At 61.5% G+C, this 12,752-nt stretch carries 13 protein-coding genes; 6 read left to right on the plus strand and 7 right to left on the minus strand.

Features of this window, described 5'->3' with window-relative positions; all coding sequences use genetic code 11:
• Positions 1-20: 20 nt before the first annotated feature.
• A complete protein-coding gene (locus V7773_RS27755; protein WP_063323814.1) occupies positions 21-374 on the minus strand; it encodes a YkgJ family cysteine cluster protein in 354 nt (117 codons plus the stop codon).
• A gap of 145 nt (positions 375-519) precedes the next feature.
• Here V7773_RS27755 and V7773_RS27760 point away from each other — a divergent pair, with 145 nt between their 5' ends.
• The gene (locus tag V7773_RS27760; RefSeq protein WP_336076257.1) at positions 520-1,833 is read left to right on the plus strand and encodes an NAD(P)/FAD-dependent oxidoreductase; all 1,314 of its coding nucleotides are present in this window, start codon (positions 520-522) and stop codon (positions 1,831-1,833) included.
• A gap of 147 nt (positions 1,834-1,980) precedes the next feature.
• Here the strand turns inward: V7773_RS27760 and V7773_RS27765 are convergent, their stop codons facing one another.
• On the minus strand, positions 1,981-2,226 hold the full coding sequence (locus V7773_RS27765; RefSeq protein ID WP_092221266.1) for a DUF1127 domain-containing protein: 246 nt from the start codon (positions 2,224-2,226) through the stop codon (positions 1,981-1,983).
• A gap of 180 nt (positions 2,227-2,406) precedes the next feature.
• On the opposite strand from V7773_RS27765, the gene V7773_RS27770 reads away from it, so the two are divergent.
• Both V7773_RS27770 and V7773_RS27775 read left to right on the plus strand, forming a co-directional pair.
• Positions 2,407-3,840, plus strand: coding sequence for an aminotransferase-like domain-containing protein (locus tag V7773_RS27770; RefSeq protein WP_072343125.1), 1,434 nt, complete (start codon positions 2,407-2,409; stop codon positions 3,838-3,840).
• Between the two features lie 61 nt (positions 3,841-3,901).
• Entirely contained in the window at positions 3,902-5,467 is a 1,566-nt protein-coding gene (locus V7773_RS27775; protein WP_336076258.1) for a phospholipase D family protein, read from the plus strand.
• 121 nt (positions 5,468-5,588) lie between these two features.
• On the opposite strand, the gene V7773_RS27780 is transcribed toward V7773_RS27775, so the two are convergent.
• Together V7773_RS27780 and V7773_RS27785 are read right to left on the minus strand one after the other, a co-directional pair.
• Positions 5,589-6,731, minus strand: a complete 1,143-nt coding sequence (locus tag V7773_RS27780; RefSeq protein ID WP_336076259.1) for an MFS transporter — start codon at positions 6,729-6,731, stop codon at positions 5,589-5,591.
• 183 nt (positions 6,732-6,914) lie between these two features.
• Positions 6,915-8,408, minus strand: a complete 1,494-nt coding sequence (locus tag V7773_RS27785) for an aldehyde dehydrogenase (RefSeq protein ID WP_063323808.1) — start codon at positions 8,406-8,408, stop codon at positions 6,915-6,917.
• A gap of 234 nt (positions 8,409-8,642) precedes the next feature.
• On the opposite strand from V7773_RS27785, the gene V7773_RS27790 reads away from it, so the two are divergent.
• Both V7773_RS27790 and V7773_RS27795 read left to right on the plus strand, forming a co-directional pair.
• The gene (locus V7773_RS27790) at positions 8,643-9,005 is read left to right on the plus strand and encodes a cupin domain-containing protein (protein ID WP_072343141.1); all 363 of its coding nucleotides are present in this window, start codon (positions 8,643-8,645) and stop codon (positions 9,003-9,005) included.
• Positions 9,006-9,170: 165 nt separating this feature from the next.
• Positions 9,171-9,389 carry a peptidase inhibitor gene (locus V7773_RS27795; RefSeq protein ID WP_063323806.1) on the plus strand — a complete coding sequence of 73 codons (219 nt, stop codon included), beginning with the start codon at positions 9,171-9,173 and terminating at the stop codon, positions 9,387-9,389.
• Between the two features lie 90 nt (positions 9,390-9,479).
• Here V7773_RS27795 and rpmG read toward each other — a convergent pair whose 3' ends face one another.
• Together rpmG and rpmB are read right to left on the minus strand one after the other, a co-directional pair.
• A complete protein-coding gene (gene rpmG, locus V7773_RS27800; protein WP_003177274.1) occupies positions 9,480-9,635 on the minus strand; it encodes a 50S ribosomal protein L33 in 156 nt (51 codons plus the stop codon).
• Between the two features lie 11 nt (positions 9,636-9,646).
• Positions 9,647-9,880 (minus strand): 50S ribosomal protein L28, encoded by a 234-nt coding sequence (gene rpmB / locus V7773_RS27805; RefSeq protein ID WP_003177273.1) that lies wholly within the window; start codon positions 9,878-9,880, stop codon positions 9,647-9,649.
• 437 nt (positions 9,881-10,317) lie between these two features.
• Here rpmB and V7773_RS27810 point away from each other — a divergent pair, with 437 nt between their 5' ends.
• The gene (locus V7773_RS27810; RefSeq protein ID WP_336076260.1) at positions 10,318-11,907 is read left to right on the plus strand and encodes an ABC transporter substrate-binding protein; all 1,590 of its coding nucleotides are present in this window, start codon (positions 10,318-10,320) and stop codon (positions 11,905-11,907) included.
• A 91-nt stretch (positions 11,908-11,998) separates the two neighbouring features.
• On the opposite strand, the gene radC is transcribed toward V7773_RS27810, so the two are convergent.
• Complete coding sequence (radC, locus tag V7773_RS27815; RefSeq protein WP_336076261.1) at positions 11,999-12,673, minus strand: RadC family protein; 675 nt, start codon at positions 12,671-12,673, stop codon at positions 11,999-12,001.
• Between the last annotated feature and the right edge of the window lie 79 nt (positions 12,674-12,752).

The following is a 12,752-nucleotide window of genomic DNA, read 5'->3' on the forward strand; positions in this document are numbered from 1 at the left end:
GAAACATGGGAACGATCTCACTAGACTAGAACCTGCCGATTAGCAGCCATGTATTCATGAATCTGCTTCTCGACCCGCGGATGAATCAGCTCCACCGGCCGCCGTCCATTGGGACACGGCAAGGTCGCCGTGGTGCCGAACAACCGGCAGATCAGCGGGCGCTCGTCGTAGACGGTGCAACCGTCGGGCCCCAAGTGCACGCAGTCGAGTGCGTCCATGGCCGCGTCCTGTTCGGCCCGGGTCTTGCGGGGCAAACGGGCCATTTCCTCGGGCGAGGTGGTCACCGGACCACAGCAATCATGGCAGCCCGGTACGCACTCGAACGAGGGAATCTGCTGGCGTAGCGTGCGGATTTTTTGACTGTTGCAGCTCATCGAGGCGGTTACCGAAGGAGACGGTCCAGGATTCTGCCTTAAAAGCCGCGCACCAGACAACGCCAGCCGACCGGTGTTGCCCAGTAAGGAATCGCCAGCTTATGCTCCGTAAAATTTCTCAAACACAAAAATCAGGATTACGCACATGAACGCCCGTGTTCAGCAACCTGTCCCGAGCCACGCGCACGCCGCCTCTTATTACGCCGCCAGCAGCCTGCCGCAACCGGACCATCCGCTGCTGCAGGGTGAACTGCTGGCGGATGTCTGCGTGGTCGGCGGCGGGTTCTCCGGGTTGAACACGGCCATCGAACTGGCGGAGCGCGGCATGAGCGTGGTGCTGCTGGAAGCGCACCGGATCGGCTGGGGCGCCAGCGGGCGCAACGGCGGCCAATTGATTCGTGGCGTCGGCCATGGCCTCGATCAGTTTGCGCCGATCATCGGCGCCGACGGCGTGCGCCAGATGAAGCTCATGGGCCTTGAGGCCGTGGAAATCGTCCGACAGCGCGTCGAGCGTTTCCAGATCCCGTGCGACCTCACCTGGGGTTACTGCGACCTCGCCAACAAGCCCAGCGACCTGGAGGGCTTCGCCGAAGACGCCGAAGAACTGCGCAGCCTGGGTTATCGCCATCCGACCCGACTGCTGCAAGCCAACGAAATGCACAGCGTCGTGGGTTCGGATCGCTACGTCGGTGGGTTGATCGACATGGGCTCGGGGCATCTGCATCCACTGAACCTGGCCCTGGGCGAAGCCGCCGCCTCGCAACAGCTGGGGGTCCGGCTGTTCGAGCAATCGGCGGTCACACGGATCGACTACGGTCCTGAAGTGAAGGTGCACACCCAACAGGGCTCGGTCCGCGCCAAGACGCTGGTGCTGGGCTGCAACGCTTACCTCAATGGACTCAATCCGCAACTGGGCGGCAAAGTGCTGCCCGCTGGCAGCTACATCATCGCCACCGAACCCTTGAGCCAGGCCCAGGCGCAGGCGTTGTTGCCACAGAACATGGCGGTCTGCGATCAACGCGTGGCCCTGGACTACTACCGGCTTTCGGCGGATCGACGCTTGCTGTTTGGCGGGGCCTGTCACTATTCCGGTCGCGACCCGCAGGATATTGGCGCCTACATGCGTCCGAAGATGCTCAAGGTGTTCCCGCAATTGGCGGATGTGAAAATCGATTATCAATGGGGCGGGATGATTGGTATCGGCGCCAACCGTTTGCCACAGATCGGTCGGCTCAAGGACCAACCCAATGTGTATTACGCCCAGGCCTATTCCGGCCATGGGGTGAATGCCACGCACCTGGCCGGCAAATTGTTGGCCGAAGCCATCAGCGGGCAGCACAGCAGCGGTTTCGATCTGTTCGCCCAGGTCCCGCACATGACCTTCCCGGGAGGCAAGCACCTGCGCTCGCCGCTGTTGGCGCTGGGGATGTTGTGGCATCGGTTGAAAGAGTTGGTTTAGTCCTGGATCCGGTGGAAAGAGTTGGTTTAGTCCCGGATCCGGTGGCGAGGGAGCTTGCTCCCGCTGGGCTGCGTAGCAGACCTTCTTTTTGCGGTTGCTGCGCAACCGAGCGGGAGCAAGCTCCCTCGCCACCGGGTTTCTATTGCTTCAAAGCCGCCAGAACGGTTTGAGCCCCTCCTCCCGTGCCTGCTCCCGACTCAGCCCGATGTCACGCAACTGTTCGGGTGTAAGTTCCAACAAGGCCTTGCGTGTATGCAGACGATGCCAGAACAGGGCCCAGCGGTTCAGGCCGGACGGCGCATTGCGCAATGTCGCGCTGCGCAGCCCTTTCTCCCGCCCTGCCGCCAGTTCCTGACTGTGTAACGTCAGCCGCACATCGCTCAAGCCGTTCATTTTGATCGCTCCTGTTTACTTGGGTAGCCAGAGGTTTCATGATGCGCGGACGGCTTGAAGCGATACAGATTCAACTGATTTCTTTTATAAGCATACAGATTCAGCATTAACGGCACTGAATTGCCATTTTCCACCCCAACTGTATTGGTTGCAGTTGCCTCATCTCATCGGGAGCGCACCATGACCCTCTACGTGAACCTCGCCGAATTGCTCGGTACCCGCATCGAACAGGGCTTCTACCGCCCCGGCGACCGGCTGCCATCAGTGCGGGCATTGAGCACGGAACATGGGGTCAGCTTGAGTACGGTGCAGCAGGCCTATCGCGTGCTGGAAGACAGCGGGCTGGCGATGCCGAGGCCCAAGTCCGGCTATTTCGTACCCGTGGGCCGTGAACTGCCGGACCTGCCGGTGGTAGGCCGTCCGGCCCAGCGCCCAGTGGATATTTCCCAGTGGGACCAGGTGCTGGAACTGATCCGCGCCGTACCGCGCCCGGACGTGGTGCAACTGGGACGCGGTATGCCGGATATCCATTCGCCGACCATGAAACCGCTGCTGCGCAGCCTGGCGCAGATCAGCCGCCGACAAGACATGCCCGGCCTGTATTACGACAACATCTACGGCAACCTCGCGCTACGTGAACAGATCGCCCGGCTGTCGCTGGACTCCGGCTGCCAGCTGGGGCCCAACGACTTGATCGTCACCACTGGCTGTCATGAGGCCCTGTCGGTCAGCATCCGCGCCACCTGCGAACAAGGCGATATCGTCGCAGTGGATTCACCCAGCTTTCACGGGGCCATGCAAACCCTCAAGGGCCTGGGCATGAAGGCTTTGGAAATCCCCACCGACCCGCTCACCGGCATCAGCCTCGATGCCCTGGAACTGGCGCTGGAGCAATGGCCGATCAAGGCCATACAGTTGACTCCCAGCTGCAATAACCCGCTGGGCTACATCATGCCCGACGCTAATAAACGCGCGCTGCTGACCCTGGCACAGCGCTTCGACGTGGCGATCATCGAAGATGATGTGTATGGCGAGCTGGCCTACACCTACCCTCGCCCGCGCACCATCAAGTCCTTCGATGAAGACGGCCGCGTCCTGCTCTGCAGTTCTTTTTCCAAGACCCTGGCGCCAGGACTGCGCATTGGCTGGGTCGCGCCGGGCCGGTATCTGGAGCGGGTACTGCACATGAAATACATCAGCACCGGCTCCACCGCGCCACAACCGCAGATCGCCATTGCCGAATTTCTCAAGGGCGGGCATTTCGAACCCCATTTACGCCGGATGCGTACGCAATACCAGCGCAATCGCGACGTGATGATCGATTGGGTCAGCCGCTATTTCCCACCGGGCACCCGGGCCAGTCGCCCGCGGGGCAGCTTCATGCTGTGGGTCGAATTGCCGGAAGGCTTCGACACGCTGAAGCTCAATCGGGTCCTGCTCGACCAAGGCGTGCAGGTCGCTGTCGGCAGCATCTTTTCGGCATCGGGCAAGTACCGCAACTGCCTGCGGATGAACTACGCTGCCAAGCCAACGGCCCAGATCGAAGAGGCCGTACGCAAGGTCGGAACCGCCGCTATCGCGTTGTTGAACGAAACCCAGCGCGACGTCGTCTGAACTTTACCCAGGGAAGCAGCACCCAACAGCCGATCAACGTGAACAAGCGGAACGATCCTACGTGAGATCCAGACCGATCCTGCCTGCGCTGCTGTTAGTCGCCTCACTGCTGAGCGGCTGCGCCAGTCTTGATGTCACTCGCGAGCCCTCCCAGGCCTTACCGGCCGCCGAATCTTCGTTCGGCCGCTCGGTCCAGGCCCAGGCTGCCGCCCATGAAGGACGCTCGGGCTTTCGGCTGCTGTCGGACAGCACCGACGCGTTCATCGCCCGGGCCGAGTTGATTCGCCACGCCCAAGGCAGCCTGGATTTGCAGTACTACATCGTCCATGACGGCATCAGCACGCGGATGCTGGTGGATGAATTGCTCAAGGCCGCCGACCGGGGCGTGCGCGTACGGATATTGCTGGACGACACCACCAGCGATGGCCAGGATCAGATCATCGCCACCCTCGCCGCCCATCCGCAAATCCAGATCCGCCTGTTCAATCCGCTGCACCTGGGACGCGCCACCGGCGTGACTCGCAGCCTTGGGCGCCTGTTCAACCTGTCGTTGCAACACCGCCGGATGCACAACAAGCTGTGGCTGGCGGACAACAGCGTGGCCATCGTCGGCGGTCGCAACCTGGGCGATGAGTACTTCGACGCCGAACCCAACCTGAACTTCACCGACATCGACCTGCTCAGTGTCGGTCCGGTGGCCGAACAATTGGGCCACAGCTTCGACCAGTACTGGAACAGCGCCCTGAGCAAACCCATCGAACAGTTCCTGTCCCATCGCCCCACGCCCAAGGACCTGGCCAACAACCGCCTGCGCCTGCAAGAGTCCCTGGAGCAGACCCACAAGGAAAACCACGCGCTCTACCAGCAGTTGACCGCCTACAAAACCCAACCGCGCCTGGACACTTGGCGCGATCAACTGATCTGGGCCTGGAACCAGGCACTGTGGGACGCGCCCAGCAAAGTGCTGGCCAAGGACGAACCGGACCCTCAACTGTTGTTGACCACCCAACTGGCCCCCGAGCTGACGGGTGTCAGCAAAGAACTGATCATGATTTCCGCCTACTTCGTCCCCGGCCAGCCAGGCTTGGTGTACCTGACCAGTCGCGCCGATGCCGGCGTGTCGGTGAGCCTGCTGACCAACTCCCTGGAAGCCACCGACGTGCCCGCCGTGCACGGCGGCTATGCACCGTACCGCAAGGCCCTGTTGCAACATGGCGTGCGCCTGTTCGAACTGCGACGACAACCGGGCGACACCGGCAGCAGCCCGCACCTGTTCTACAGCAAGTCCTACGGCCAATCGGACTCCAGCCTGCACAGCAAGGCGATCATCTTCGACCAGCAGAAATCCTTCATCGGCTCGTTCAATTTCGATCCGCGCTCGGTGCTGTGGAACACCGAAGTCGGCGTGTTGGTGGACAGCCCTGAACTCGCCAGCCAAGTGCGCGAACTGGCCTTGCAGGGCATGGCGCCAGCCCTGAGCTATCAGGCCAGGCTGGAGGATGGAACGCTCGTCTGGACCACCGAAGACAATGGCCAGACGCACGACCTGAACCGCGAACCGGGCAGTTGGTGGCGCCGATTCAATGCCTGGTTCAGCACGACGATCGGGCTGGAGCGGATGCTGTAGGGGCACCCCGCTGTTGTGGCGAGGGAGCTTGCTCCCGCTGGACTGCGAAGCAGTCCCGGCTTTTGCGGTTGCTGCGCAACCGAGCGGGAGCAAGCTCCCTCACCACAGGGGTTTGGTGTGCTCAGGCCGCCTGTGTCGCCCCGAATGCCCCCTGGCGCAACAGCAGGATCACCAGGCCAAACGCCCCTGCGGCCATGAACAAAGGCAGCGCATGCCCGCTGATCCACTGACTGCCCGCTCCCGCCACCAGCGGCCCGATCAGGCAACCAAGGCCCCACAGTTGCGCGACGTGGGCGTTGGCCCGCACCAGCGCATCGTCACGGTAACGCTCGCCGATCAGGATCAGCGACAACGTGAACAAACCGCCGGCACTGGCGCCGAACAGTACCCACAGCGGCCAGATCAACAGGGTATCGATCAACAGCGGAACCGCCAGGCTCGATACCGTCAGCGCCACTGCACAGCCCGTCAACAGCGCCCGACGAGACACGCGATCGGCGAGGGCACCAATGGGCAACTGCAACAGGGCATCACCGACCACCACGGTGCTGACCATCGCCAGCGCTACGTCGGCGGTGAAGCCCTGGCGCAGGCAATACACCGGCAGCAACGTGAGGATCATGGCCTCGAACGCAGCGAACAACGAGACCGCCCAGGCAATCGCCGGCAAGCCTCGGCAAAACGTCCACAAGTCGCCAAACGTAACGCTGCCGGCCTCACTGCTCGGCGCACCGCTACGGCCCAGCAACAGTAACGGTGCGACCAGCAGCAAACCGACACCCACCCAGAACCCGTAGTCATGAGCGGTCCCCAGCGCGCCCAGCAGCAGCGGGCCGGACAACTGGCTCAAGGCGTAGCTGCTGCCGTACAGCGCCACCAGTCGCCCACGCCATTTCTCAATGACCAGTTGGTTGATCCAACTCTCACCCAGAATGAACACCAAGGTCAGGACCACGCCAATCAACAGGCGCAGCAGCAGCCAGACCGGATAGCTGGGCAGCAGCGCCAGCAACCCGATGGACACCGCGCCGCCCCACAGGCACAGACGCATCAACGCTGCCGTGCCAAACCGCGCCGCCAGCCGGCTGGACATCTTGGCCCCGAGCAACACCCCCACGGCCGGCATGGCGGCCATCACGCCAATGGCGAACGAGCCATAACCCCAGCCCTCCAGGCGCAGCGACACCAGCGGCATGCTCACACCCAAGGCCAGGCCGACACTCAGGACAGACGCCAACACGGCGAAATAGGTCGCCCAACGCATTTCCACGCTCCTGTGGACAGTTATCAATCCCAAGCGCCACCCAAAACATTGTGGGAGCGAGCTTGCTCGCGATAGCGGCGCGACATTCAACAAAGTCGTCGACTGTCATACCGCGATCGCGAGCAAGCGCGCTCCCACAGGGGATGTGTGTCTACCGCAAATCTTCCGCTCCCACAAAAGGGATCAGAGCTTGATCCAGGTCGACTTCAGCTCGGTGTATTTGTCGAACGCATGCAGCGACTTGTCGCGACCGTTGCCAGACTGTTTGAAGCCACCGAACGGCGCGGTCATGTCGCCGCCGTCGTACTGGTTGACCCAGACGCTGCCGGCACGCAGGGCCTTGGCGGTCAGGTGAGCCTTGGAGATATCCTTGGTCCATACCGCCGCGGCCAGGCCGTACGGCGTGTCGTTGGCGATCTCGATGGCCTGCTCGGCGGTGTCGAAGGCAATGACCGACAACACCGGGCCGAAAATCTCTTCCTGGGCGATTTTCATCGCGTTGCTCACGCCATCGAAAATCGTCGGCTCGACGTACGTACCGCCCGTTTCCTCAAGGATGCGCTTGCCGCCGGCCACCAGTTTGGCGCCGTCGCTGTGACCGGCCTCGATGTAGGACAGCACGGTGTTCATCTGCTGGGTATCGACCAGGGCGCCGACATTGGTGGCCGGGTCCAGAGGGTTACCAGGCTTCCAGCCCTTGAGGGCTTCGATCACCAGTGGCAGGAACGTGTCCTTGATGGAACGCTCCACCAACAGCCGCGAGCCAGCAGTGCAGACTTCGCCCTGGTTGAAGGCGATGGCGCTGGCGGCGGATTCGGCGGCGGCTTGCAGGTCCGGGGCATCGGCGAACACGATGTTCGGGCTCTTGCCGCCGGCTTCCAGCCAGATACGTTTCATGTTGGATTCGCCGGAGTAGATCATCAGTTGCTTGGCGATCTTGGTAGAGCCGGTGAACACCAGCGTATCGACGTCCATATGCAGGGCCAGGGCCTTGCCGACGGTGTGGCCATAGCCTGGCAGCACGTTCAGCACGCCCTTCGGAATGCCGGCCTCGATCGCCAGTGCGGCGATGCGGAGAGCGGTCAGCGGGGATTTTTCCGACGGCTTGAGCACCACCGAGTTACCGGTGGACAGTGCCGGGCCGAGCTTCCAGCAGGCCATCATCAACGGGAAGTTCCAGGGCACGATAGCGCCCACGACACCCACCGGCTCACGGGTTACCAGGCCCAACTGATCGTGCGGCGTAGCCGCCACTTCGTCGTAGAGCTTGTCGATGGCTTCACCGCTCCAGCTCAAGGCTTGCGCCGCGCCGGGAACGTCAATGTTCAGGGAATCACTGATCGGCTTGCCCATGTCGAGGGTTTCGAGCAGGGCCAGTTCTTCGGCATGCTGCTTGAGCAGGCCGGCAAAACGAATCATGGTGGCTTTGCGCTTGCTGGGTGCCAGGCGCGACCAGACGCCGGAACTGAATGTGGCGCGGGCGTTTTCGACTGCACGCTGGGCGTCGGCGACATCACAGCTGGCGATCTTGCCCAGCAGGCGGCCATCGACCGGGCTGAGGCAATCGAAGGTTTCGCCGGACACCGCATCAGTGTACTCGCCGTTGATGAAGGCGCGGCCTTCGATCTTCAGGTCGCGGGCGCGTTGTTCCCAGTCGGCACGAGTCAGGGTGGTCATGCGTGTGTCCTCCTCTTATTGAGTACGAACGCCGCGCGGTGCGCAGCGCTCAAAAGTATTCTGCCCAACCAGCCTGGTTTCGGCGCCGTTTTCGGCATAGGGCACCCGCCACCCTAAACCAGCGGCTGGTCATGTTTCAATATATTTGACACAACGCGGGCAAACGACCTTGCGATGTTCGTTTTAATAAACATAGACTCGAAGCCTTCCAAGCGATCACTGGGGATCACCCGCATGAGCATTCAGGACATCGTCGATTTCAGCCAGGCCAATACCACCGCCGAACGTTATCGCCCGGACCCGGCCAAGGTGTTCAAGGGCGACCCCGAGCAAACCGTGTTCAACCATTACAGCAGCCCCTGCGGGCAGATGAACGCGGGCGTATGGGAAGGCGCCGTCGGCCAGTGGACGGTCAATTACACCGAGCATGAGTATTGCGAGATCGTCCAGGGTGTTTCCGTGCTGCGGGACGACAATGGCAATGCCAAGACCCTGCGGGCTGGCGACCGCTTTGTGATCCCAGCGGGTTTCCAGGGCACTTGGGAAGTGCTGGAGCCGTGCCGCAAGATTTACGTGGTGTTCGAGCAGAAGGCTTGAGCCCCGCCGAAAAAGAAGCTGACACTCTATCGCTGGTCAAGACCAGCGCAGCAGATAAGACTGCTCACGGGCATCACGTATTTTATCGTCGCAACGGCACGCACAGGACGTGCGGCCAACCGACAGGTGAGCGCCCTGACCCTATTACTATTGCAAGGAGGCAATATGCCCGTCGTACCCGATCAATGCGATCTCGCCATCGCCCAATACACCATCGGCCAAAAATGCACCCCTCAATTGCTTGAAGAGGTTCGCGCCTTGGCCAATGGAGCCCCCGTCCGCGCCACAGGCCCGAAATATCCGTCGAGCTGGGACCTGCGTCCGCGACGGATCAACCTGCACACCGACGCCGACAGGATCATTGTCAGCATCAACTGCGGCTGACCCCCTCGTCGCTGACCACACAATCCAAGCGCAACAAAAAAGGCCCGTATCTCGCGATACGGGCCTTTTTCGTAAGAAGGGAAAAATCAATTACTTGATTTTGCCTTCCTTGTAGATCACGTGCTTGCGAACAACCGGATCATATTTCTTGATCTCGATTTTGTCCGGGGTAGTACGCTTGTTCTTGTCGGTAGTGTAGAAGTGACCAGTACCGGCGCTCGAGATCAAACGAATCAATTCACGCATGATTAGCTCCCTTAAACCTTGCCATCGCGACGAAGTTCGGCCAGCACGACACTGATGCCACGCTTGTCGATGATACGCATGCCCTTGGCAGATACGCGCAGACGCACAAAACGTTTCTCTTCTTCAACCCAGAAGCGGTGATGCTGCAGGTTCGGCAGGAAACGACGACGGGTTTTGTTGTTTGCGTGGGAAATGTTATTCCCAGTCACCGGACCCTTACCGGTAACTTGACAGACTCTCGACATGCCTCAGCCCTCTAAAACCACATGCCCAACCCGGCATGGGTTGGCCGCTTAATCTCTCAGTCATTTGGCGCCAGGCGCCGCGTTTCTTTAAGGGTCTTACCGGCTACACCTACAGTGAAGGAACCGGGCCCCTAGAAAAGAGCGCTGCTTTATACCAGAAAGACCACAGTGCAACAACAGCCGATGTGATTTGTCTTCATGGCGAATCATCGACCAACCGCCCCGGGCGGCGGGGGCAGAGGCTGGCACAGCACCTTACCGCTCGTCGCTGCATGCAGGTTTTTTTCACCTGTGGCGATTTTTAGTCCATCCACGCGTCGGCGCAGAGTGCCGGAAAATGCAAAAAGGGGATAGTCATTTAGCGGCGAGCCCACTAGGGTAGGCCTTTTCCAGACTGCACTCGCAGATGGGCCTTCGACTTGCACAGGAAACCGACCATGCGCCTCGCTGCCCTACCATTGTTGCTCGCCCCTCTGCTGATCACCCCACAGGCCTTGGCCGCCGCCCTAAGCGTCTGTACCGAAGCCAGCCCGGAAGGGTTCGATGTCGTCCAGTACAACTCCCTGACGACCACCAACGCCTCCGCCGACGTGCTGATGAACCGCCTGGTGGACTTCGATACCGCCGGCGGCAAAGTGGTCCCCAGCCTGGCCGAGCGCTGGGAAGTCTCCACCGATGGCCTGACCTACGTGTTCAAGCTGCGGCCACAGGTCAAGCTCCACCACACCGACTACTTCACGCCGCGCCGCGACCTGACCGCCGAGGACGTGAAGTTCAGCTTCGAGCGCATGCTCGACCCGGCGAACCCCTGGCACAAGGTGGCGCAAAGCGGTTTCCCCCACGCCCAGTCCATGCAACTGCCAGCGCTGATCAAGAAAGTCGATGCGCTGGACCCGTTGACCGTGCGCTTCACCCTCGATCACGCCGACTCAACCTTCCTGGCGACGTTGAGCATGGGTTTTGCCTCCATTTACTCGGCCGAATACGCCGATCAGTTGATGAAGGCCGGTACGCCGGAAAAGCTCAATAGCCTGCCGGTCGGCACCGGCCCGTTCATTTTCAGCCGGTTCCAGAAGGACGCCTCGATTCGCTACAAGGCCAACGACGCCTATTTCGGCGGCAAGCCCCAAGTGGACCCGCTGGTCTTCGCCATCACGCCGGATGCCAATGTGCGCCTGCAGAAACTGCGTCGCAACGAATGCCAGATCGCCCTGTCGCCCAAGCCGCTGGACGTACAAGCCGCCAAGCAAGAACCTACGCTGAAGGTCGAGCAGACCGACGCCTTCATGACCGCATTCGTGGCCATCAACAGCCAGCATCCGCCGCTGGACAAGCCTGAGGTGCGCCAAGCCATCAACCTGGCCTTCGACAAGGCCAGCTACCTGAAGACCGTCTTCGAAGGCACCGCCGAAGCCGCCAATGGCCCCTACCCGCCCAACACCTGGAGCTACGCCAAAAGCCTGCCCGGCTACACCCATGATCTGGCCAAGGCCCGCGACCTGTTGGCCAAGGCCGGCTTGAAGGAAGGCTTCCAGACCACCATCTGGACCCGCCCTTCCGGCAGCCTGCTGAACCCCAACCCCAGCGTCGGCGCACAACTGCTGCAATCCGACCTGGCGCAGATCGGCATCCAGGCCGAGATCCGGGTGATCGAATGGGGCGAACTGATCCGTCGCGCCAAGGCCGGCGAACATGATTTGCTGTTCATGGGTTGGGCCGGCGACAACGGCGACCCGGACAACTTCCTCACGCCACAGTTTTCCTGCGCGGCGGTCAAGTCCGGCACCAACTTCGCCCGCTACTGCAATCCCGACCTGGACAAGCTGATCAGCGCCGGCAAGACCACTGGCGAACAAGGCGTGCGGGCCAAGCTCTACGAGCAGGCCCAGGCCCAGATCCAGCAACAGGCTCTGTGGCTACCCCTGGCGCACCCGACCGCGTTCGCCCTGACCCGCAAGGATGTGCAGGGTTACTCGGTCAGCCCGTTTGGGCGGCAGGATTACTCGAAGGTCAGGCTCAAGCCGTAAGCTGCAAGCTGCAAGCTGCAAGCTGCAAGCTCAAGAGCAGATCACACCCGGCTCTGAACTTGCGGCTTGAAGCTGACAGCTTGCCGCTGCCTCACATCCACCCACGCTCCGCCATGGATAACGGCTCCCCATCGCCAACGATGACATGGTCGAGCACCCGCACATCGATCAGCTCCAACGCCTCCTGAAGCCGTTCAGTGAGCACCCGGTCGGCCTGGCTGGGCTCGGTGTTGCCGGAGGGGTGGTTGTGGCACAGGATCAACGCGGCGGCGTTGTGGGCCAGGGCGCGCTTGACGACCTGCCGGGGATGGACACTGGCGCTGTCGATAGAGCCGCGGAACAGCGCCTCGAAGGTCAGCACCTGGTGCTTGGCATTGAGAAACAGGCAACCGAACACCTCATGGGGTTCGTGACGCAGCATCGATTTCAGGTACTCACGCACCGCGAACGGGCTTTCCAGCGTGGTCTTTTCCCGTGCCCGTTCAGCCAAATGCCGACGACTCATTTCCTGAGCGGCTTGCAACTGGGCAAACTTCGCCGGCCCGAGCCCCATATGATTACTGAATGTGATCTGATCGGCTTCAAGCAGCGCGCGCAGGCTGCCAAATTGAATCAATAGTTGTCGCGCCAGATCCACCGCGCTTTTTCCCGACACGCCGGTGCGTAAAAAAATCGCCAGCAGCTCGGCGTCCGATAGACTCCCTGCCCCTAGCGCCAATAACCGCTCCCGTGGCCGCTCGGCCGCGGGCCAATCGCGAATACTCATGGCATCTCCCTGATTGTGGGCGCCGCTGTTCCATAGCGGTCGCTGTGATATCGTAGCCCATCTTTTTTGCAGGCGATTT

The organism is Pseudomonas sp. 3JA (assembly GCF_036961705.1).
In the GTDB taxonomy this organism is placed as follows: Bacteria; Pseudomonadota; Gammaproteobacteria; order Pseudomonadales; family Pseudomonadaceae; genus Aquipseudomonas; species Aquipseudomonas fluorescens_Q.

Excerpts from the sequence above, each read along its gene's own strand:
- V7773_RS27810 (WP_336076260.1), top strand. The coding sequence starts at position 10,318 with ATGCGCCTCGCTGCCCTACCATTGTTGCTCGCCCCTCTGCTGATCACC.
- V7773_RS27770 (WP_072343125.1), top strand. The coding sequence starts at position 2,407 with ATGACCCTCTACGTGAACCTCGCCGAATTGCTCGGTACCCGCATCGAA.
- rpmB (WP_003177273.1), bottom strand. The coding sequence starts at position 9,880 with ATGTCGAGAGTCTGTCAAGTTACCGGTAAGGGTCCGGTGACTGGGAAT.
- V7773_RS27790 (WP_072343141.1), top strand. The coding sequence starts at position 8,643 with ATGAGCATTCAGGACATCGTCGATTTCAGCCAGGCCAATACCACCGCC.
- radC (WP_336076261.1), bottom strand. The coding sequence starts at position 12,673 with ATGAGTATTCGCGATTGGCCCGCGGCCGAGCGGCCACGGGAGCGGTTA.
- V7773_RS27755 (WP_063323814.1), bottom strand. The coding sequence starts at position 374 with ATGAGCTGCAACAGTCAAAAAATCCGCACGCTACGCCAGCAGATTCCC.
- V7773_RS27765 (WP_092221266.1), bottom strand. The coding sequence starts at position 2,226 with ATGAACGGCTTGAGCGATGTGCGGCTGACGTTACACAGTCAGGAACTG.
- V7773_RS27785 (WP_063323808.1), bottom strand. The coding sequence starts at position 8,408 with ATGACCACCCTGACTCGTGCCGACTGGGAACAACGCGCCCGCGACCTG.
- V7773_RS27780 (WP_336076259.1), bottom strand. The coding sequence starts at position 6,731 with ATGCGTTGGGCGACCTATTTCGCCGTGTTGGCGTCTGTCCTGAGTGTC.
- V7773_RS27795 (WP_063323806.1), top strand. The coding sequence starts at position 9,171 with ATGCCCGTCGTACCCGATCAATGCGATCTCGCCATCGCCCAATACACC.
- V7773_RS27760 (WP_336076257.1), top strand. The coding sequence starts at position 520 with ATGAACGCCCGTGTTCAGCAACCTGTCCCGAGCCACGCGCACGCCGCC.
- rpmG (WP_003177274.1), bottom strand. The coding sequence starts at position 9,635 with ATGCGTGAATTGATTCGTTTGATCTCGAGCGCCGGTACTGGTCACTTC.